This window comes from Burkholderia glumae LMG 2196 = ATCC 33617, from assembly GCF_000960995.1.
GTDB classification, from domain to species: domain Bacteria; phylum Pseudomonadota; class Gammaproteobacteria; order Burkholderiales; family Burkholderiaceae; genus Burkholderia; species Burkholderia glumae.
Genome location: NZ_CP009434.1, coordinates 356475 through 375496 on the forward strand (window position 1 = coordinate 356475; position 19022 = coordinate 375496).

At 67.1% G+C, this 19022-nt stretch carries 18 protein-coding genes; 9 read left to right on the forward strand and 9 right to left on the reverse strand.

What is annotated here, in order from left to right:
- Positions 1 to 138 precede the first annotated feature (138 nt).
- On the reverse strand, positions 139 to 1050 hold the full coding sequence (locus KS03_RS02915) for a LysR substrate-binding domain-containing protein (RefSeq protein WP_012732910.1): 912 nt from the start codon (positions 1048 to 1050) through the stop codon (positions 139 to 141).
- Positions 1051 to 1180: 130 nt separating this feature from the next.
- On the opposite strand from KS03_RS02915, the gene KS03_RS02920 reads away from it, so the two are divergent.
- The gene (locus KS03_RS02920) at positions 1181 to 2266 is read left to right on the forward strand and encodes a tartrate dehydrogenase (RefSeq protein WP_017432688.1); all 1086 of its coding nucleotides are present in this window, start codon (positions 1181 to 1183) and stop codon (positions 2264 to 2266) included.
- Positions 2267 to 2437: 171 nt separating this feature from the next.
- On the opposite strand, the gene KS03_RS02925 is transcribed toward KS03_RS02920, so the two are convergent.
- Positions 2438 to 2917: a nuclear transport factor 2 family protein gene (locus KS03_RS02925; protein ID WP_012732908.1), complete on the reverse strand. Its 480-nt coding sequence runs from the start codon at positions 2915 to 2917 to the stop codon at positions 2438 to 2440.
- A 53-nt stretch (positions 2918 to 2970) separates the two neighbouring features.
- Complete coding sequence (locus tag KS03_RS02930) at positions 2971 to 3612, reverse strand: TetR/AcrR family transcriptional regulator (protein ID WP_045678722.1); 642 nt, start codon at positions 3610 to 3612, stop codon at positions 2971 to 2973.
- 134 nt (positions 3613 to 3746) lie between these two features.
- Here KS03_RS02930 and KS03_RS02935 point away from each other — a divergent pair, with 134 nt between their 5' ends.
- Positions 3747 to 4421: a YceI family protein gene (locus KS03_RS02935; RefSeq protein ID WP_012732906.1), complete on the forward strand. Its 675-nt coding sequence runs from the start codon at positions 3747 to 3749 to the stop codon at positions 4419 to 4421.
- Positions 4422 to 4548: 127 nt separating this feature from the next.
- Positions 4549 to 5175 (forward strand): GNAT family N-acetyltransferase, encoded by a 627-nt coding sequence (locus KS03_RS02940; protein ID WP_012732905.1) that lies wholly within the window; start codon positions 4549 to 4551, stop codon positions 5173 to 5175.
- A gap of 61 nt (positions 5176 to 5236) precedes the next feature.
- Here KS03_RS02940 and tdh read toward each other — a convergent pair whose 3' ends face one another.
- Together tdh and KS03_RS02950 are read right to left on the reverse strand one after the other, a co-directional pair.
- Positions 5237 to 6280 carry an L-threonine 3-dehydrogenase gene (tdh, locus tag KS03_RS02945; RefSeq protein WP_012732904.1) on the reverse strand — a complete coding sequence of 348 codons (1044 nt, stop codon included), beginning with the start codon at positions 6278 to 6280 and terminating at the stop codon, positions 5237 to 5239.
- 12 nt (positions 6281 to 6292) lie between these two features.
- The gene (locus KS03_RS02950; RefSeq protein WP_012732903.1) at positions 6293 to 7492 is read right to left on the reverse strand and encodes a glycine C-acetyltransferase; all 1200 of its coding nucleotides are present in this window, start codon (positions 7490 to 7492) and stop codon (positions 6293 to 6295) included.
- A gap of 161 nt (positions 7493 to 7653) precedes the next feature.
- On the opposite strand from KS03_RS02950, the gene KS03_RS02955 reads away from it, so the two are divergent.
- The 3 genes from KS03_RS02955 (at position 7654) to KS03_RS02965 (ending at position 9927) form a co-directional block, all read left to right on the forward strand.
- Positions 7654 to 8259 (forward strand): helix-turn-helix domain-containing protein, encoded by a 606-nt coding sequence (locus tag KS03_RS02955; protein WP_012732902.1) that lies wholly within the window; start codon positions 7654 to 7656, stop codon positions 8257 to 8259.
- A gap of 112 nt (positions 8260 to 8371) precedes the next feature.
- Complete coding sequence (locus tag KS03_RS02960) at positions 8372 to 8758, forward strand: DUF2471 family protein (RefSeq protein ID WP_012732901.1); 387 nt, start codon at positions 8372 to 8374, stop codon at positions 8756 to 8758.
- A 125-nt stretch (positions 8759 to 8883) separates the two neighbouring features.
- Positions 8884 to 9927, forward strand: a complete 1044-nt coding sequence (locus KS03_RS02965; protein ID WP_012732900.1) for a tyrosine-type recombinase/integrase — start codon at positions 8884 to 8886, stop codon at positions 9925 to 9927.
- 84 nt (positions 9928 to 10011) lie between these two features.
- Here the strand turns inward: KS03_RS02965 and KS03_RS02970 are convergent, their stop codons facing one another.
- Entirely contained in the window at positions 10012 to 11211 is a 1200-nt protein-coding gene (locus KS03_RS02970) for a DNA-binding protein (protein WP_012732899.1), read from the reverse strand.
- 1294 nt (positions 11212 to 12505) lie between these two features.
- Positions 12506 to 12790 (reverse strand): hypothetical protein, encoded by a 285-nt coding sequence (locus KS03_RS30880; RefSeq protein ID WP_127913873.1) that lies wholly within the window; start codon positions 12788 to 12790, stop codon positions 12506 to 12508.
- Positions 12791 to 13619: 829 nt separating this feature from the next.
- Here KS03_RS30880 and KS03_RS02975 point away from each other — a divergent pair.
- Entirely contained in the window at positions 13620 to 14999 is a 1380-nt protein-coding gene (locus tag KS03_RS02975) for a replication initiation protein (protein WP_012732898.1), read from the forward strand.
- 356 nt (positions 15000 to 15355) lie between these two features.
- Here KS03_RS02975 and KS03_RS02980 read toward each other — a convergent pair whose 3' ends face one another.
- Complete coding sequence (locus KS03_RS02980) at positions 15356 to 16405, reverse strand: ParB/RepB/Spo0J family partition protein (protein ID WP_012732897.1); 1050 nt, start codon at positions 16403 to 16405, stop codon at positions 15356 to 15358.
- A gap of 24 nt (positions 16406 to 16429) precedes the next feature.
- Positions 16430 to 17092 carry a ParA family partition ATPase gene (parA, locus tag KS03_RS02985; RefSeq protein ID WP_012732896.1) on the reverse strand — a complete coding sequence of 221 codons (663 nt, stop codon included), beginning with the start codon at positions 17090 to 17092 and terminating at the stop codon, positions 16430 to 16432.
- Between the two features lie 622 nt (positions 17093 to 17714).
- On the opposite strand from parA, the gene arsC reads away from it, so the two are divergent.
- A complete protein-coding gene (gene arsC / locus KS03_RS02990; protein ID WP_035979475.1) occupies positions 17715 to 18080 on the forward strand; it encodes an arsenate reductase (glutaredoxin) in 366 nt (121 codons plus the stop codon).
- 378 nt (positions 18081 to 18458) lie between these two features.
- Positions 18459 to 19019, forward strand: a complete 561-nt coding sequence (locus KS03_RS02995) for an NADPH-dependent FMN reductase (RefSeq protein WP_015878250.1) — start codon at positions 18459 to 18461, stop codon at positions 19017 to 19019.
- The last annotated feature ends 3 nt before the right edge of the window (positions 19020 to 19022 follow it).

Sequence of the window (19022 nt, forward strand, 5' to 3'; positions counted from 1 at the left end):
TTCGCGTAATGCGTCGCGGGCCAGCCGCGCACCCAGGGGTGAGTTCGCCGTCATGGCGCGGCGCACGTCACGCGGGCGTGTCGCGCAAGCTCCCGAAAACCTTCACCTTTGCGGACCGCGCCCGCCCAAGGCCGCCGCTCACTTGGTGGCGCCGGGCCACTGCGCGAACGCCTGCGCGAGGAAATCGACGCAGACGCGCACCTTCGCCGAGGCGGCGAGCCGCGCCGGATAGACGGCCCAGACGTTGGCGGGCTGCATGACGTCAGGCAGCACCCGCTTGAGCGCGCCGCTCGCGAGCAGCGGCCCCGCCTCCCAGATCGAGCGCAGCACGATCCCGCGCCCGGCCAGCGCCCATTGCACGGCCACCTCGCCGTGGTTCGTCGAGAGCGCGCCGCCCACCTTCACCGAAGTCGTCTCACCGCGCTGCGTGAGCCGCCAGACGCCGAACGGGTGATCGCGCTCCTTGATCGCGAGGCACTGGTGCGCGGCGAGGTCCGCGATCTGGCGCGGCGTGCCATGCGCCGCGAGATAGTCGGGCGAGGCACACAGCACGCGATGGTTCGCCGCGAGCCGCCGGGCAATCAGGTGCTCGGCGATCTCGTCGCCGATCCGCACGTCGAGATCGAAGCCCTCGCCGGCCACGTCGACCAGCCGGTCGAACAGATCGAGCCGCACGTCGATCTGCGCATAGCGCGCATTGAAGTCGAGCAGCGCCGGCGCGAGCACGTGGCGCCCGAAGCCGAAGCTGCTCGAGATCCGCAGCGTGCCGCGCGGCACCGTGCGCGTGGTCGAGACGTCCTCGACCAGATGATCGACGTCGTCGAGGATCTTCTCGGCCCACGCCACCACGCGCTCGCCGGAATCGGTCACGGCCACGCGGCGCGTCGAGCGATGCAGCAGCCGCGCGCCGAGCTGGGCCTCCAGCAGCGCCACGCGCTTGCTGACGTAGGCGGGCGAGACGCCGAGCCGCTCGGCCGCCGCGCTGAAGCTCGTCAGGCGCACCACCACGCTGAACACGCGCAGATCGTCCAGATTCGGGGCTTTATTCACGATTCGTGGAAAGTCGTTTAACCGGATGCCAATTCTAATCCTGTACGGAATCAATACACTAGGCGAATGCGGTGCGTGCCGGGGTCTGTCGGCGCGCACCTTGGATCACGACGACGAGGAGGCTCGGGCGATGAGCGAGAAGATCTACAGGATTGCGGTGATTCCCGGCGACGGCATCGGCCGCGAGGTGATGCCGGAAGGCATGCGGGTGCTCGATGCGGTCACGCGGCGCTTCGGCATCCGCTTCGAGGCGACGCCGATCGACTGGGCCAGCTGCGATTACTACGCGCAGCACGGCCAGATGATGCCGGAGGATTGGAAAACGCAGCTTTCGGGAATGGACGCATTGCTGTTCGGGGCGGTCGGCTGGCCCGACACGGTGCCCGATCACATCTCGCTGTGGGGCTCGCTGCTGAAGTTCCGCCGCGAGTTCGACCAGTATGTGAACCTGCGGCCGGCGCGGCTGTTCGAGGGCGTGCCGAGCCCGCTCGCGAACCGCAAGGCCGGCGACATCGATTTCATGATCGTGCGCGAGAACACCGAGGGCGAATATTCATCGGTGGGCGGCGCAATGTTCGAGGGCACCGAGCGCGAGTTCGTGGTGCAGCAGGCGGTGTTCACGCGCACCGGCACCGAGCGCGTGATGAAGTTCGCGTTCGAGCTCGCGCAGCGCCGCGCGAAGCAGCTGACCGTCGCGACCAAGAGCAACGGCATCGCGATCAGCATGCCGTGGTGGGACGCGCGCGCGGCGGAAATGGCGGCCCGCTATCCCGAGGTGAAGTGGGACAAGCAGCACATCGACATCCTGTGCGCGCGCTTCGTGCTGAACCCGGACCGCTTCGACGTGGTGGTGGCCTCGAACCTGTTCGGCGACATCCTCTCCGATCTCGGGCCGGCCTGCACCGGCACCATCGGCATCGCGCCGTCGGCGAACCTGAACCCGGACCGGCGGTTCCCGTCGCTGTTCGAGCCCGTGCATGGCTCGGCGCCCGACATCGCGGGGCGCCACATCGCGAACCCGATCGCGATGATCTGGTCGGCCGCGATGATGGTCGACTTCCTCGGCCACGGCGGCGGCGTCGAACGCGAGGCGCACGACGCGATCCTCGCCGCGATCGAACATGTGTTGAAGCACGGCCCGCGCACGGGCGACCTGGGCGGCCAGGCCGGCACGCAGGAAGTGGGCGAGGCAGTGGTCGCGCAGCTGCTCGGCTGAGCGGACGCGTAGGGCGCGCTGCCGAAACACGAACGGTGCGGCCGCGGCGGGCGCCGGCCGCACCGTTTGCCGGCTCCCGAAAAGACTCACCTCAGCGCGCGTTCGGCTCCCGTATCGGCTCACCCTCGGGCCGCGCGGCCGAGCCGCGAGCGGCATGCCGCGCCGCGGGCCTTACAGCCCGAGGGCCGACAGGCCGGGGTGGTCGTCGGGACGGCGGCCGAGCGGCCACTTGAACAGCCGATCCTGCTCGCGGATCGGCAGGTCGTTGATGCTCGCGTGGCGGTGCGCCATCAGGCCGTTCTCGTCGAACTCCCAGTTCTCGTTGCCATACGAGCGGAACCAGTTGCCGGCGTCGTCGTGCCATTCATAGGCGAAGCGCACGGCGATGCGGTTGCCGTCGAACGCCCACAGCTCCTTGATCAGGCGATAGTCCAACTCGCGCGCCCACTTGCGCGTGAGCAGGCCGACGATCGCCTCGCGGCCGGTCACGAACTCGGCACGGTTGCGCCACTTGCTGTCGCGCGTGTAGGCGAGCGACACGCGCTGCGGATCGCGGGTGTTCCAGCCGTCTTCGGCGGCACGCACCTTCTGGATGGCGGTGTCGCGCGAAAACGGCGGCACCGGCGGGCGGACTTCACTGATTTCGGTCATCGTATTCTCCAGGCTTCATCAGGATCGCAAAACATTTCCGCGCGGCGCCGCCATCATGCGGCGCGCGCCTCGAACGCGGCCAGCAGCGCCTCGCCGGCCTCGCGCGCATCGCGAGCGGCCGAGGGGTCGCCGCTCACGAGGGCCACCGCGATCGCGCCGTCCATCAGCACCAGCCACTGGCGCGCGAGCCGCGCGGCGTCGGGCTGCGACGCGCCGCAGGCCTGCGCGAACGCCTCGCTCTGCGCGCGCGCGAAGTCGAGCAGCCGCGCCTTGTGATAGCGCGCCACGCCGCGAATCGGATCGCCCGCATCGCCGATCTCGCCGGCCGCGTTGATGAACGCGCAGCCATGGAAGCCGGGCTGCTCGAACCAACCATGCAGCACGTCGAACATCGCCAGCAGGCGGGCACGCGGCGTGCGCCCGCGCTCGAGCGTGCCGTCGACGAACCAGGCCATCCAGCGTTCGTCGCGCCGCGCGAGCGCGGCGGCCACCAGCGCTTCCTTCGATTCGAAATGCGTGTAGAAGCTCTTGCGCGCAGCGCCCGAGCGCTTGACGATCGCATCGACGCCGGTCGCGTGGATGCCGCCCGCGTAGAAGAGCGCCTCGGCCGCCTCGAGCAGCCGCTCGCGCGCGCCGCCGGCCTGCGGGTCGGGCGCCTCGCCGGCGCGCGGCGGGGATTGGGTCGGATGGTTCATGCCGCACAAGGTAGAACGATCGTTCTCCCTTGTCAAGGGTGCGTCGGCGAAACCCGCCGAATCTTGCCGCTGACGGCCCGGCGCGCCCGGCCCGGATGCGCTATCGTGCGCGGACCGGGACAGGAGAGACGGACATGATCAGACAGTTGCGCACGCGTTGGCGCGTGCTGGCGGGCGGCTTCGGCTTGGCGCTCGTGGCCGGCTGCACGCCGGTGGCGGTACTGACGCACCACGTGAGCACGGCCACCGACGCCGTGCCGGCCGGCCGCTACACGCTGGACCCGCATCACTGGAGCGTCGGCTTCGACGTCTCGCACCTGGGCTATTCGCGCTTCACGATGCGCTTCGACCGCGCCAGCGCCGTGCTCGACTGGCGCGCGGGCGGGCCGGCCGTGAGCCGCGTCAGCGCGACGATCGAGGCGGCCAGCATCGACACCAACGTGCCCGTGCTCGACAGGATGATCGCGGGCGGCGACGCGCTCGACGCCTCGCACTACCCGTCGATCCGCTTCGACAGCACCGGCTGGACGCCGACCGGCGAGCACACCGGCAAGCTGACCGGCGATCTGACGATTCGCGGCACGACGCGGCCGGTCACGCTGGCCGTCACGTTCAACGGCTACGGCCGCAATCCGCTGACGAAGCAGCCGACCGTCGGCTTCTCGGCGCACGGCACGTTCAGCCGCTCCGCGTTCGGCATTCCCACCTGGTATCCGGCCGTCGGCGACGAGGTGCGCGTGCGGATCGAGGCCGAGTTCGAGATGGCGCCGCCGGGCTCGGCCGAAGGCGCCGAAAGCCCCGCCCGATAAGGCCGGCGGAACCCTCGCGCGCGGTGCCGGGCGGCCTGCGCGGGGCGGTGTTTACGAGACTTTTTCTTGATCGGCGCGACCGCGCGTTCCTACACTTCGGGCAACCGAATCAGGTTCAGGGAACACCATGTCGACGCCGCGTCTCGCCTCCGCCCCGATCACCGCCTACCTGCCGCGGCAGCACGATCGCATCGTGCTGCGGCGCTTCGATCCGGCAAGCGATGCCTACGACACGCTGACCGAGCTGTTGCACCGCGCGTTCGCGCGGCTCGGCGCGCTGGGGCTCAACTGCCCCTGCGTCGACCAGCCGGCCGCCGCCACGCGCCAGCGCGCGCTGGCCGGCACCTGCTTCGTGGCGACCTGCCACGGCCATCTGGTCGCCACCATGACGCTGCACGAGCGCGACGGCACCGCCTCGAACGACCTTTATCGCTGCCGCGACGTCGCGAGCCTGCGGCAGTTCGGCGTCGATCCGATCTGGCAGGGGCGCGGCGTGGGCCGCGCGCTGGTGGCCTACGCGCTGCGCTGGGCCGCCTCGCGCGGCTATGCGCGGCTCGCGCTCGACACGCCGCAGCCGGCCGCCCATCTGCTCGCGTTCTACCAGGGACTCGGCTTCGAGATCACCGACGTGGTGCGCTTCGCCGGGCGCGGCTACGACAGCGCGATCCTGTGCCGGCCGACCCATGGTCCCATCGCGCTGGCCGCATCGGCGCCGCGCCTCGTCACGCTGGCCTCGTGCGGGCGCCGGCGATAAAGGCCGCGACGGCGGCAGCGCGCCGGCTCGGCGCCTCGATGAAAAATGCCGGCGGCAGGGCTCAGGCGGCGGCCGGCACGGTGCTCCAGTCGAGGATCACCTTGCCGCTCTCGCCCGAGAGCATCGACGCGAACGCCTGCTGGTAGTCGGCCACCGCGTAGCGGTGGGTGAGGATCGGCGAGAGGTCGAGGCCGCTTTGCAGCATCGCCACCATCTTGTACCAGGTCTCGAACATCTCGCGGCCGTAAATGCCCTTGATCTCGAGCCCCTTGAAGATCACCTGGTTCCAGTCGATCGCGGTCTGCGCGGGCGGAATGCCGAGCAGCGCCACTTTGCCGCCGTGGTTCATCGCATCGAGCAGGCTCGTAAACGCGCTCGGCACGCCCGACATCTCCAGGCCCACGTCGAAGCCTTCCGTCATGTGCAGCGCGTGCATCACCTCGCGCAGCGACTCGCGCGAGACGTTCACGGCGCGGGTGGCGCCCATCTTGCGCGCGAGTTCGAGCCGGTAGTCGTTGACGTCGGTGATCACCACGTTGCGCGCGCCCACGTGCCGCGCGATCGCCACGGCCATGATGCCGATCGGCCCGGCGCCCGTGATCAGCACGTCCTCGCCGACCAGGTTGAACGACAGCGCGGTGTGCGTGGCATTGCCGAACGGATCGAAGATCGCGGCCAGATCGTCGGAGATCTCGGGCGGGATCTTGAACGCGTTGAAGGCCGGAATCGCCAGGTATTCGGCGAACGCGCCCTCGCGGTTCACGCCCACCCCCACCGTGTTGCGGCACAGGTGCCGCCGCCCGGCGCGGCAGTTGCGGCAGAAGCCGCAGGTGATGTGGCCTTCGCCCGACACGCGATCGCCGATCGCGAAGCCGCGCACCTCCTGCCCCATCTCGACGATCTCGCCGACGTATTCGTGGCCGACGTGCATCGGCACCGGGATCGTCTTCTGCGCCCAGTCGTCCCACTTCCAGATGTGGATGTCGGTGCCGCAGATCGCCGTGCGGCGGATCCGGATCAGCACGTCGTTGTGGCCGACCTCGGGCATCTTCACGTCGGTCAGCGTGAGGCCGGGGCCTCGTTCGAGCTTTGCCAGCGCCTTCATCGTGCCTTCTCCTCAGATCACGCCGAGCGACTTGCCCACGCGCACGAAGGCGTCCACGGCCCGGTCGATCTGCTCGGGCGTGTGCGCCGCGCTCATCTGCGTGCGGATCCGCGCGCGCCCGCGCGGCACCACCGGGAACGAGAAGCCGATCACGTAGACGCCCTCGGCCAGCAGCGCGTCGGCCATGCGCGTGGCCACCTGCGCGTCGCCGAGCATCACCGGGATGATCGGATGCTCGCCCGGCACCAGCGTGAAGCCGGCCGCGCTCATCTTCGCGCGAAACCGCGCGCCGTTCTCGCGCACCTGCGCGCGCAGCCGCGCGCCCTCGTCGCTCGCGAGCAGTTCGAGCACGGCGAGCGAGGCTTCGGCGATGCTCGGCGCGAGCGTGTTCGAGAACAGGTACGGGCGCGAACGCTGGCGCAGCAGCTCGACGATCTCCCTGCGCGCGGCCACATAGCCGCCCGAGGCGCCGCCGAGCGCCTTGCCGAGCGTGCCGGTGACGATGTCGACGCGGTCGGCCACGCCGCAATACTCGGGCGTGCCGCGGCCGTGCTCGCCGATGAAGCCGACCGCGTGCGAATCGTCGACCATCACCAGCGCGCCGTAGCGCTCGGCCAGCTCGCAGATGCCCTTCAGGTCGGCGATGATGCCGTCCATCGAGAACACGCCGTCGGTGGCCACCAGCTTGAAGCGCGCGCCGGCCGCGTCGGCCTCCTGCAGCTTCGCCTCCAGGTCCCGCAGGTCGTTGTTCTTGTAACGAAACCGTTTGGCTTTCGACAGCCGCACGCCGTCGATGATGCTGGCGTGGTTCAGCTCGTCGCTGATGATCGCGTCCTCCTCGCCGAGCAGCGTCTCGAACAGGCCGCCGTTCGCGTCGAAGCAGCTCGAATAGAGGATCGTGTCGTCGGTGCCGAGGAATGCCGAGATCGCCGCCTCGAGCCGCTTGTGGACCGTCTGCGTGCCGCAGATGAAGCGCACCGACGCCATGCCGAAGCCGTCGCGCTCGAGGCCCGCGCGCGCGGCCGCGACGAGCCGCGCGTCGTTGGCGAGGCCGAGGTAGTTGTTGGCGCAGAAATTGAGCACGCCGGCGCCGTCGGCCAGCGTCACGGCCGCCGCCTGCGGGCTGGCGATCTCGCGCTCGGTCTTGTAGAAACCGTCGGCGCGGATCTGGTCGAGGGTCCCGCGCACGTGGGCGAGGAAGGCATCACGCATCTGTTCGCTCCTGGGAGGGCAATCGGCGCGCGGTGCCCTCGCTCGTGGCGGCCGCCGCACGGCCTGCTACTGTTATAGTCGCCCGTCGGGTTTAACGTATTTTTCCTGTATTTCGAACACAAGTTCGAGATATCGAACGACTCTAAGCGAACGGACCATAAATGGCAAGCTCTTCCGCCACGCGCCGCGGCGCGCCCGCGCCGGTCACGGATGCCGCCACGCCGCCGCGCGTGGGCGAGACGATCCAGCGGCTGCGCAACGAGCGCAAGCTGACGCTCGACGACCTGTCGCGCGCGGCCGGCGTCTCGAAATCGATGCTCTCCGAGATCGAGCGCGACAAGGCCAATCCGACCATCGCGGTGGCGTGGCGGCTGACCAACGCGCTCGGCATCAGCCTCGACGAGCTGTTCGCGCCGCCGAAATCGCCCGAGACGATCCGCGTGGACGGTCTGCACGACATCCCGACGCTGGCCGGCCACGACGGACAGTACCAGCTGCGCGTGTGGGGCCCGATCGAGCTGGCCGGCCGCTTCGAGTGGTATGAGCTGACGCTGCCGGCCGGCGGGGCGCTGGTCTCGAACGCGCACGAGCCGGGCACGCGCGAGCATCTGACGGTGCTGGCCGGCGCTGTCGAGATCGAGGCCGGCGCCGTCTCGCGCCGCCTCAAGACCGGCGAGACCGCGCGCTATGCGGCCGATGCGCCGCACGCGATCCGCAACGCCGGGCGCGGCGAGGCGAAGGCGCTGCTGGTCGTGATCCACCGCTGATCCGTCGCCGATTCCGCGCCGGGCGCCGAGATTCCGCGCCAGTCCTGTCGAATCCGCCAGTTGCGCAATCCACTGTATATTTGTACAGTACAAGCCTCACGAGGAGCCCGCTATGACCGAACAGGACCTGGCCGCGCTCAGCTTCAAGGCTGCGGCGCAAGACATGGAGAAAATCGTCCGCCATATCGCCACGCGCTATATCCGTCAGCAGGTGCCGCTGACCTGGCGCCTGCTGCAGGCGATCGAGGCCGAGGCGCTGGCCGACCTCGGCTTCGCGGCACGGCACGATCCGTTCGTCCGCCGCCTGTTCGAGCGGCCGGAGGATTTCCACTTTCCCGAAACCGACGATCCGATCGACGTCGCGCAGTCGAATGCGCTGCCGGCCGTGCTCTCGTATGCCGTGTCGGCCTTCGAGGCCGCCTCGCGGCAGCCCGCGCTCGGGCCGGCGCAGCCCGTCGCCAGCAAGCGGCCGCGGCGCGTGCGGATCTGGGGCGGCTGACGCCGGGCGAATGCCGGCCAGGCGGCCGGGGGCTCAGGCCGGCCGTCGGACGCGCCAAGGCCATCGCCTGGCCAGGGCCGGCTGCATGCCCTACGCTCAAACAAGCAACTAACGGATTAATTGACATGTCCCTCCCAAGCGCCGGCGCCCCCGGAACGCCAGAGGCCGCCGAACCCGACCTGTTCGACGGCACCGAGGCCGACTGGGTTGCCCAACCGAACGCGTCGTTCGACGCGTGGCTCGCCACCCAGGCGTTTCGCCGTTCGTCGGCCGACGTCTATCGCGCCCAATGGGGCGCGTTCCTGGCCTGGCTCGCCGAACGGCAGCAGACGCTCGCAACCGTCGACACCCAGTCGATCGCGAATTTCGTCGGCGAGCTGCCGATCCGGAAAACGCAGCGCGTGCGCTATCTGCGGCTGATCGAGCGCGTCCTCGATCACGTCCGCCGCAACGAGTTCGGCTCGACCAATCCGGCGCGCTTCATTGCTCAGGATGGCGAAGCAAGCTGGCGCCGCGCGCGTGACAACGAGCCCACCAGCTTTCTCTCGCCGTCCGAGCGCGCGGCCCTGCTCGCCTACCTGTTCTCACCCTTGCCGTCGGTCGGCGCATCGCAATGGAAAGAGCGCCGCGATCGGGCGCTGGTAGCCGCCTTCCTCGGCGGCGGATTGAAGACGGGCGAAGCGCGAGTGCTTACCATTAGTTGCGTGAAACCGGGCGAGCCCGCCGTGCGGATTCCGTCCAACCATCCCGACTTCGAACGCGAAACGCATCTGGCCTCGTTCGCGATCGCCTTGTTCGACGCGTGGCTGGCCGAGCGGCGCCGCTGCGAGATTCCCGGCGATCTGGTATTCCCGTCCTCGCTCGCGGGCCGGCCGATGCACAAGGCGACCATGCTACGCGCGGTCGATGCGATCATCGAAGCGGCCGATATCACCGCGTCTCGCGTCGAGCGCGCGAGCCCGCAGACCCTGCGCAACACGTTTGCTGCGGAATTGTTCGAGAACGGCGTCGCGCCCGAGCGCGTCGGCCACTGGCTCGGCTTCATGCAGGCCGTATCCGCGAACCGCCTGCATCGCGCGTGGCGAAGCTGGCGCGACAACCTGGAAAAAGCCGCCGCCAGCCACGGCGAAACGGCGGCGTCATCGGCCCCGCAGCCCGGCCTGGTCTGAGCGCGTGAGTTTTTCGCTCCCGCAGGTCCTCACCTTTTCCCTCCCGTTTCCCCTCACCTTTCGCGCAACCCGCCACGGCGCCGGTCAGCCGGCGCCGCCGGCTCGGCCGAACTGTGCGACGGCTTCGAGCCGCGAGGCACAGGCCCCGGACGCATGCTCGCATTCGGGGCACTGCAGTTCGTAGCCATCGGCCGTATGCGATAGCTCCGGCTCGCCCTCGTCGCATTTCGGACAGCGCGCCGGCAGCACGACGTGGGCATCGAGCGCGGTGCCGATCGCCTCGAACGCCGACGCATCGAGCTGGCCCGCGTTCGCGAGCCGCTGCAGCAGCGCGGCCATTTCCGGTGGAATGCCCTGTGCCGCGCGCAGCGTCTCGATCTCGCGGCTTGCCGCGGCCAATTCGTCACCCTGGCTGCGCAATTGCTCGTCGAGCCGGTCAGCGCGCGCCTTCGCCGCGCTGAGCTGCTGCAGGAACTCGAACTCCTTGCGGTTCACGTCGCGAAGGCCCGCTTGGTAGGTGCCGGCCATGCTTCTCAGCGAATCGAGCTCGACCAGCATCGGCTTGACGCGACGCTCGGCCTCGGCGATCGCATCCTTGATCTGCTGTGCATAGTGCTCGGTGTTCTGGCGTGCCTCCAGGTGCAGCGCGTCGATCCGCTCGCGCAACGAGGTGTTTTGCTGCTGCTCGGCCTCGAGCCGCCGCGTCAACAGTTCGTTTTCGCTCTCGAGCCGCCGCGTCAGGGCCTGCAGCGATTCGTGGTGCGCGCTGCCCTGCATCGAGGCGGTCGCCAGCTGGATTTCGGCTTCGGTGAGTTTCGCCTGCAGTTGTTCCGCACGGTTCTCGCTGCGGGCGAGCGCGGCTTCGAGCGTCTCTTGCCGGATGCCGGCATCGCGGACCTGCTGCACGGCGGCCGCCACCTGCTCGTCGGCCAGTTGCCGCTCGGCGTCGAGCGCGGCCCGCGCCTCCTTCAGTGCCTCCTCATAGAGCGCGCCGAGCATCTCGCCCGCCTTCTCCTCGAGCGCCTTGGGCAGATGGCCGCCGTCGAGCTTGACCTTCGAGGCAGAGCGAATGCGCTCCCAGAAGAAGTCGATGTCCTTCGGGATGTCGCCGGCGCTGCCGGTCTGGGTCAACTCGCGAACATTGGCGGCCGACGGCCGGATGCCGAGATCGAAGAACAGGCGTTTGCAGGCGTGCAGCGAGAGATCCTGCCGACGCGCGCCGGTGGCGCGCATCGCGTCCAGTTCATCGCGAATGGTTTGGCGAAGCTTGTCGTCGAGTGTCATGAGGCGATTGGCATAAGCGCGGAACGTACCAATCATAACGAAATACGTATCACGCGATACATATTTATCGAGTGTGCCGGGAAATGCCTGCTGACCTCGCCCAGCAGGGGGTCATCGTCCCCGGTAGCGCGTCGGTTTGCGGAATTCCGTGAAACAAAACGAACTATCCGTGCTAAGCCTTTGATTTTGTTTGTGAAGCCTTAGGCCTTCAAAAATTTAGGGATGTTTCACAGGCAGGGGGGTGAGAGAGGCGATGTTTCAGGAAACTCGCGGGGCGCCTGTAGAGAGTAATAAAAGTAAACACCCTTGAACCCTTGTTAAAAACGTTAACGCCACCGCACAGCCTTGCTGGACAAGGGATTGCGGCCGGCAAGGTGAAGCTTTGCGGGAACCATGGTGACCTTTTGCGGGACGCGAAGTGAAGGGGTTCGGGGGGCAGCGTGAGCCGTTGCGGGAAAGATCGTGAGCGGATTCAGGATCACAGTCTTGCGCAGTCGGCGCGAAAGGTGAAGTTTTTCGGGAGTGCGGCGCCGGCTGCCCCCGCATGGTGCCTGAATCGTCCCGCCCGGTGGCGTTTGTCGAGAGGTGAGGATTTGCGGGATCGTCCTTGGCGGCTGTTTTGAAGCCGAATTTGCCTAAGGATTGGGCATAGGTGAGTATTCTCGGGACTCGGGGCGGGGCTGACGTGAGCCTTTACGGGAAAAAATACCGTTTTTCCCCGCGTCACGGCCTCTGTCAGCTCTAAGGTGAGGCTTTTCGGGAGCCGTTGCCTGCAAATTCAGCGCCAGGCCGGCGATCGGTGAGGATTTCCGGGATTGGCGAAAACACGTCCGAAAACGCCCAAAGGTGAGGTTTTTCAGGAGCGCCGCACAGCCCAAAAAATGCAAAAGGTGAGGCTTTTCGGGAGCAGTGGGCGTCCACTTACCCGCAAACCCCCGCCGGGAACGGATGCCAGGGTGCGTTTTTTCGGGCAGATTTCATCACAGGTGAGAATTTTCAGGACCGGCGCGGCGGGGTTCGCGTTTCAGCGGTTCGCCAAGGGTGAGCAGTTACGGGATCTCGGTCTGCTTGTCGAGCGATCGCGGGAATGTCGCTAAGCTCATGAAATCATTGCGTTTTAATTTGCTTCCGGTGCTAAGGTGAGCGTTTTCGGGAGGCTGAGAAACGCAATCGGCCTCCTGCCAGGAAAGTCAAAGGTGAGATTTTTCGGGATGCCTCGGGCCGTGAGGCCCCGTATGTCGGTGCTTTTCGTTCACATGGCCGTTTCACCCGTTTCGCTCAAAGGTGAGGTTTTTCAGGAGGCGAGGCGCGGTTCAGGGAAAATGCCGACGCGCCGCCCTGCCTCCTGCTGTGGACAACTGCATTTGTCGCGTGTAATGGCAGGCCCACCGGGCTTGTCGGATAAGAGGCGGCTGTGGATATCTTTGTGGACGGCGTCCGCGTTGACGAGGCCGCAGCGCGGCAATCGAGGCTGCCCTTCGTCGATGCCGGCAAGGCGCGCGGCGCGGCGTGCCCACTTGATGGGGATCGGCGACCCGACGCGCTGCGTGCCGGCTTGGGTGAGGATGCCGCGGCGCAAACCCGCACCTGGGCGTTTTCAGGCGGCGGACGGGCCTCGGGCGGTATGTCGGCTTGCCGGGGCCGCAGCGGGGCATCTGGCGGCCGCCAGGGCGCCAGGCGACGCGAGGCGTTCCTGAGCAGGCGATGCGCGACCGAGGCGGTGTAACGCAGCGCGGGCGGCCCGAGTCCGAGGTGGTGAGGCACGCGCCCTGACCGATCGAACCGCGGGCGCGCGCGGCTATCTCGGAGCCGCATGGCGGGCTCGAGGCGAGTGCGCCACCGTCGTGGTCCGGGCGGCGCCGAGCGGGCCGCAGGGCGGTGTGTCTGGGTGCGAGCCGGGCGCGTTTGCGTCGCACCGGCCGCGTCGCGGGTGCGGCCGTGGAGCCCGGGGCCGCTGGGCTGAGCTGCTGCGGGCCCGCGCGCCGGCGCGGCGGACGGAGCAGGCGCCGGGAGCCGCCGGCGCGCGTCGATCACGGCCGCTCCGCGTCGGCCGGCGGTGCGGCGGCGCCTCTCCGATCGGACCGCCAGATTGGCGGCGCGCAGCCTAGGGTGATGCCGGTGTCGCCGGTGTCGCCGGATCGCGACAAAAATTTTTAAGGTGAGCCGATACGGGAGCCGACTCGACGCATCGGGATCGGTGCGGATATCATGCGTGCCCGCGTCACCCGCGTCGGCCAAGGTGAGGCGCGTATCGTCCGAATTTCCACCGGTGAGCTTTTCCGGGAAAATGCATGGGGTGAGGCGGTACGAATCGTCCCGCTTCACCGCCTACGGTGAGGTCTCGCTTATAGACGCCCATCACCACAGCCGCTATTCTTCCGGGAACCTTTCCCTCTCCGACCCGACGCATGGCCACCAAGCGCGCGAAGAAAACCGATGTCGATGTGGTGAACGCCAGCTCCGCCGAACTGCGAAAGGCGGTCGAGGCGATCGCCATCCAGCCGAAGAGCGGCAAGATCACGCTGCTGACCCGCAAGCTCTTCAACGTTCTGCTCGCCGTGGCGCAGCAGGCCGACGATTCCGGCGACACGTATCGTGCGCTGCTGTCCGACATCGTCGCAAACTCCGCCTTTGATTCGAACGACACCGCGCTCGTCAAGGAACACCTGCGGCGCATGGTGTCGGTGCAGGTGGAATGGAGCACCGGCACGTCGAGCCAGAAGCCGGGCCGCAAGTGGGGCATCTCGACGCTGATCGCCGACGCGGAAATTCTCGAGGATCCGGCCACGCGCCGCGTCTGGGTCGAATTCTCATTCGCGCCGAAGATCAAGAAGAAGCTGCTGGACCCGGTGCAGTACGCGCGCCTGAGCCTGCAGTTCCAGAGCCAGCTGCGCAGCAGCGCAGGCCTCGCCCTCTATGAGATCTGCGTGCGCTACCTGACGAACCCGAGCCATCTGACGATGCGCGAGCCGTGGGAATGGTGGCGCCCGATCCTGTCGGGAACCCCCGACACCGAGGCCGGCGACGAGGCCAAGCGCGAGTACAAGTACTTCAAGCGCGATTATCTGCGCCCGGCAATCGCCGAGGTCAACGCCGTCACGAACATCTTCGTCGAATTGATCGAACACCGTGAAGGGCGCCGCGTGGCCGAGATCCAGTTCCGCGTGTCCGAGCGCAAGCAGCCGATGCTCGCGCTCGACGAGCATCCGAACGTGTTCGACAGCACGCTCGTGGACCGGATGGTGAAGATCGGCATCCCGCTGAAGGAAGCGCAGACGCTCTATGCCGATAGCGAGGAAAACCGGATTCGCGCGGCACTGCAGATGACCGAGCAGCGCATGCGCAGCACGACGCTGCCGCCGGTGCGCAGCGCGGCGGCACTGTTCAAGGATGCGTTGAAGAAGGGGTACGCGCCGCCCGTGGCCGAGCCTGCCGATGCGCTGCCGGGCGGCACCGCGGGCAAGCTGGCCGCGGTGGCGTCGGCAACCGGCGTGGCCGACGATCCGAAGGCGCGCCTGCGCGGCGAGTACGACGCGTACCGCCGCAAGGAGGCGAAGGCCTTGTATGAGGAACAGGGCGAGGCCGAGCGCGAACTCGCGCGCACGTCGTTCGAGAGCGACGTGCTGCCGGCGCTCGGCTCGCATTTGCGTGACGACTGGCGCCGGCGCGGCCTCGACTCGAAACTCGTCGAAACCGCGTTTTTCGACTGGCTGGCGCTGAAAACTTGGGGCGAGCCGACCGACGGTGATCTGCTCGCATTCACGCTGAATCAGTCGCGCGCGGCTTGAGCAGGCAGGCGGTCGCGCGCGCGCGGCCTTGTCGCTTACGCCCGGAATTTTTTGAAAAGCCGAATCTGTATTGAACAGGTTCGGCTTTTTTGTTTTGGCCGGGCAGGCGGAACGGACGGGCGGCGAAGCGCGGTCATCCGTGTCTCAGGCGTGCGGCGGACGGGATTTTCCACCGGCCGCTTCAATGCGCCGGGCCGGTTTGCTGGGTTGCCGGGCGCGCGGGGCGGAACGCTCGGCGCGAAGGAGCGTGAAACGGCGCGGCTGCGGGGGATTCGGCCGGGCGGGCCAGACAGCCGGCGTGCGCGTCGCACCGTTTGCCGGTATTGCCGGCAAACGGGCCTGAACGACTGGCGGCGTCAGTTCAGCAGCATCTTCTCGAGTTGCTGCAGGATTTCATCGCGCTTTTCACGCGTCAGGCCACGCAGCCGGAGCTCGAGCCGGTCCTCGCCATACGACTTCAGATCACCGACCGTCGAGCCGTTCATCTTGATCTCGTGACGTTGCGCATAGCGCTGGCGGCCCGCCGGCTTCGCGTTCTCCTGCGTGCTCGCCCTGCCCTTCACGATGTCGGCGACCTGGCGCGTGCTCAGGTCGTCGGACAGGATCTTGTTGATCAGCCGCAGTGTGGCCTCGGTCCCGCGCGCCGCGTGATAGCGGCCGACCTGGTAGGCCATGTTAGAGCCGAAACGATCGGTGCGCGTGACCATCTCCTGCATCACCGCTTCAGGCAGCTTGCCGATCGACAGCGCGACGGCGATCGTCGATTCATCGATGCCAAGATGCTCGGCCAGTTCCTTCTGACTCTGGAAATACTTTTCTTCCAGGAACCGGCGCCAGACGACGGCATTGTCGAAGACCGTCTGTGAATCGCGCTGGACATTCAGATCGTAGCCAAGCTTGTAGCTCTCGATGCCGATCGGGATGTCGACCACGATCGCCTTCACCGATTCCTTGTTCGCTTCCTTGAGCGCGCGCACGCGCCGGCCGCCGTCGCTGACGAAGAAGGTGCCGGGGTTCTCGTAGTCGGGGATCACGTGGATCGCCTGCTGCTGCCCCTGCTTCGCTAGGTTGACGGCAAGCTCGGCGATCGACGACTTCAGATAAAAGTGCCGCGGATTGAACGGGCTGGCCTTGATGGCCTTCAGCGGGAGCTCGATGATCTGGCCGGGCTGATACCGGTTGGCGATGCGCCATGCATGATATTGCGCCGATTCGTCGGTTGGCTCGGCCGGCGGCGTCTGCACGATCGTGACGGGGATGTCCTTCTTCGACGATTTTGCCGGCGCCGGCGCGTCCGGCTTCACAAGGCCGTCGATGGCGTTCAGCCGGTCGAGCGCCGTGCGCTTTTCGCTCGTCGTCGTATCGGGGCGCGCCTGGAAGCCTTTGGCGAATTGGGAGGGTTTCATTCAGGGTCCTTTATGCGCATAAAGTCAGGGCAGCATGGCGACGATCTCGTCGGCGCACGCGCGTATTTCCGCAGCGGCGAGCCTTGCGCCACGATCGTTCATCTGCAGCACGGTCTGGCCAAGCGCCATCGCCTGCTTGTAGGCCTCGCGCGTGGGGATCTGCGTCTTCAGCAACGGGAAGCCCAGTTCCTCGATCGCACGCTTCAATTCCCGTGTCAGCATGCGCTTCTCTTCGGTCTTGTTCAGCAGGAATACGGCGCGCAGGTCCTCGTTCATCACCTGGGCCTGCTGGATCAGCTTGACGAGGCCGACGCTCGACCAGTAATCGGCCGGGGATGACGAGGTGGGCACCACTGCCACGGTGGCGGCCAGCAGCACGACGCCGGAAACCTTCTCGGTGATCGAGGGCGGGCAGTCGACGACGATGATGTCGTAGTCGTTGATGAACTTCTTGATCTCGCGATGAATTTGGCCACCGGCTTCGGCAAGGTTCACGACGGGAAACGGAATGCCGTTCTCGGCATCGCCCGACGCGCTGGACCAATGGACGAGCGTGTTTTGCCCGTCGGCATCGACGACGAGGACGCGCTTTCCTTTCTCATGGAATGCCGCGCCGAGGTGCATGGCGATAGTGCTTTTTCCGACGCCACCCTTCTGTTGCGTGACCGCAATGATTTCGGCTGCCAATTTTCACTCCTGTTTTGATCGTCGAAATTTTACCCGATGAATTTCTTATTTCAATGGATATGTGATGAATCGGCGGAAAACTGGCCATCTGGCCGATGGGTTTATGCGCATAAAGCGGGCTGCCTGCTATGCCGAGAAGACGAGACGACGAGCATTGGCATGCGCGGCAGCGACAGCCGGCGGCCGGGTCCGTGGCGTGTGGTGGGGCACATGGGGATGAAGCTGCCTGGACGTGGGCGTGAACGCAGCCGGAAAGGGAGGTGGCCCCGCTCCCGAGCAAGCGCGGAGGGCGAGCTTCATGCGATGCGGCGTTCGCTGGTTTATGCGCATAAACCGTCGCCTCCGCGCCACGGTCGATTCACAACGGCGTTTCGCTTTCCGGTGATCGCCCCGCTCACTGCGGCCGGCTGCGCGGACACGTGGCGCGATTCGTCGTGCATACGAGCCCCTGCTGCTTTGGCGGCCGAATGGCCTCCCGTGAGCCGTTCCCTTCGACGCCTGTATCCAGTCGGCCTGCAGGCACCTCGCACCTGCCCGGCTTCCGGCTGGACGAGACGCGATCGCTACCGCTCCCCTCCCGTCGCTACAATAGCGGGCCTGTACCCACCCAACCTGCCTCCGCATGATCACGATCTATCACAACCCCCGTTGCTCGAAATCCCGTGAAACACTGGCATTGCTCGACACGCTGAACACCAGCGGCGAGCCGGTAGAGGTCGTCGAATACCTGAAGGCGGCGTTGACGGTCGCCGAGCTGAAGGCGCTTCATCGTCAGCTGGATCGGCCCTTGCTCGAGATGGTTCGCGATAACGAAGCCCCATTCCAGGAACTGGGCCTCGACCGTGCCGACCTCGATGACGAAGCGCTCTACCAGGCGATCGCCGACCATCCTGTCCTGCTGCAACGCCCGATCGTCGTCCGCGGCGGCAAGGCGGTGATTGGCCGGCCGCCGGAGGCGGTCCGGGTGCTGTTCGCCCCCACCATGTAACGCTTATTTTTCTAGAAAGAAAAATAAGAAACCGATGGCATCGCCCGCCGTCGCCAGCGCTGCGCCCCACTCCGCCGCCGGCGCTGCCGGAACACGCTGCCGAAACACGCTCTCTTTGCCGCGTTCCGTCCCCAGGCGGGTGCGCTATGCTGTCCCCGCGTGTGGCGTTCCGTCGAAGCGGTGCCAGCCCCATTTCGAGTTATCCCGCCGGCCCGCGCGATTGCAAAGTTATCCACAGTTTCTGTGGAAAACCTTGTGGAAAGTCTGCCCGGATCGCCCGTTTGGCAGGACATGTCCTGGCCTGCCCGCAAATGGGCCGTTACCGTTCGTTCGCGAACGAATGCGGCCTGATTCCCAATCGAGCGGAAGGAGAGTGTGATGACATACCGCATTGCTGTCGTTGTCGGCAGTCTGCGACGCGAGTCGTTCAACCGTGCCCTGGCCAAGGCCGTGATGTCGCTGGCACCCGAAGATTTCGCGTTCGAGTTCGCCGAGATCGGCGCGCTCCCGCTGTACAGCCAGGACTACGATTCGGCCTTCCCCGCCGAGGCGAACGCCTTCAAGCAGCAAATCGAGGCGGCGCAGGGCCTGCTGTTCGTCACGCCCGAATACAACCGCTCGGTGCCGGGCGTGCTGAAAAACGCGCTGGACTGGGCCTCGCGTCCATGGGGCAGCAATTCGTGGAGCGGCAAGCCGGGTGCCATGATCGGCACCTCGGTGGGCGCCATGGGCACCGCGCTGGCGCAGCAGCATCTGCGCAACGTGCTGGCCTATCTCGACGTCGTGACGCTCGCGCAGCCGGAAGTCTTCATCAAACACGATGAAAGCCGCATCGACGCGAACGGCAAGATCGTCAGCGACGACACGCGCAAGTTCCTGCAGTCGTTCGTCGATCGCTACGCGGACTGGGTGCGCCGCCACGCGTCGGCCGCGGCCTGAGCG

Excerpts from the sequence above, each read along its gene's own strand:
- KS03_RS02920 (WP_017432688.1), top strand. The coding sequence starts at position 1,181 with ATGAGCGAGAAGATCTACAGGATTGCGGTGATTCCCGGCGACGGCATC.
- KS03_RS02925 (WP_012732908.1), bottom strand. The coding sequence starts at position 2,917 with ATGACCGAAATCAGTGAAGTCCGCCCGCCGGTGCCGCCGTTTTCGCGC.
- KS03_RS02930 (WP_045678722.1), bottom strand. The coding sequence starts at position 3,612 with ATGAACCATCCGACCCAATCCCCGCCGCGCGCCGGCGAGGCGCCCGAC.
- KS03_RS02935 (WP_012732906.1), top strand. The coding sequence starts at position 3,747 with ATGATCAGACAGTTGCGCACGCGTTGGCGCGTGCTGGCGGGCGGCTTC.
- KS03_RS02940 (WP_012732905.1), top strand. The coding sequence starts at position 4,549 with ATGTCGACGCCGCGTCTCGCCTCCGCCCCGATCACCGCCTACCTGCCG.
- tdh (WP_012732904.1), bottom strand. The coding sequence starts at position 6,280 with ATGAAGGCGCTGGCAAAGCTCGAACGAGGCCCCGGCCTCACGCTGACC.
- KS03_RS02950 (WP_012732903.1), bottom strand. The coding sequence starts at position 7,492 with ATGCGTGATGCCTTCCTCGCCCACGTGCGCGGGACCCTCGACCAGATC.
- KS03_RS02955 (WP_012732902.1), top strand. The coding sequence starts at position 7,654 with ATGGCAAGCTCTTCCGCCACGCGCCGCGGCGCGCCCGCGCCGGTCACG.
- KS03_RS02960 (WP_012732901.1), top strand. The coding sequence starts at position 8,372 with ATGACCGAACAGGACCTGGCCGCGCTCAGCTTCAAGGCTGCGGCGCAA.
- KS03_RS02965 (WP_012732900.1), top strand. The coding sequence starts at position 8,884 with ATGTCCCTCCCAAGCGCCGGCGCCCCCGGAACGCCAGAGGCCGCCGAA.
- KS03_RS02970 (WP_012732899.1), bottom strand. The coding sequence starts at position 11,211 with ATGACACTCGACGACAAGCTTCGCCAAACCATTCGCGATGAACTGGAC.
- KS03_RS02975 (WP_012732898.1), top strand. The coding sequence starts at position 13,620 with ATGGCCACCAAGCGCGCGAAGAAAACCGATGTCGATGTGGTGAACGCC.
- KS03_RS02980 (WP_012732897.1), bottom strand. The coding sequence starts at position 16,405 with ATGAAACCCTCCCAATTCGCCAAAGGCTTCCAGGCGCGCCCCGATACG.
- arsC (WP_035979475.1), top strand. The coding sequence starts at position 17,715 with ATGATCACGATCTATCACAACCCCCGTTGCTCGAAATCCCGTGAAACA.
- KS03_RS02995 (WP_015878250.1), top strand. The coding sequence starts at position 18,459 with ATGACATACCGCATTGCTGTCGTTGTCGGCAGTCTGCGACGCGAGTCG.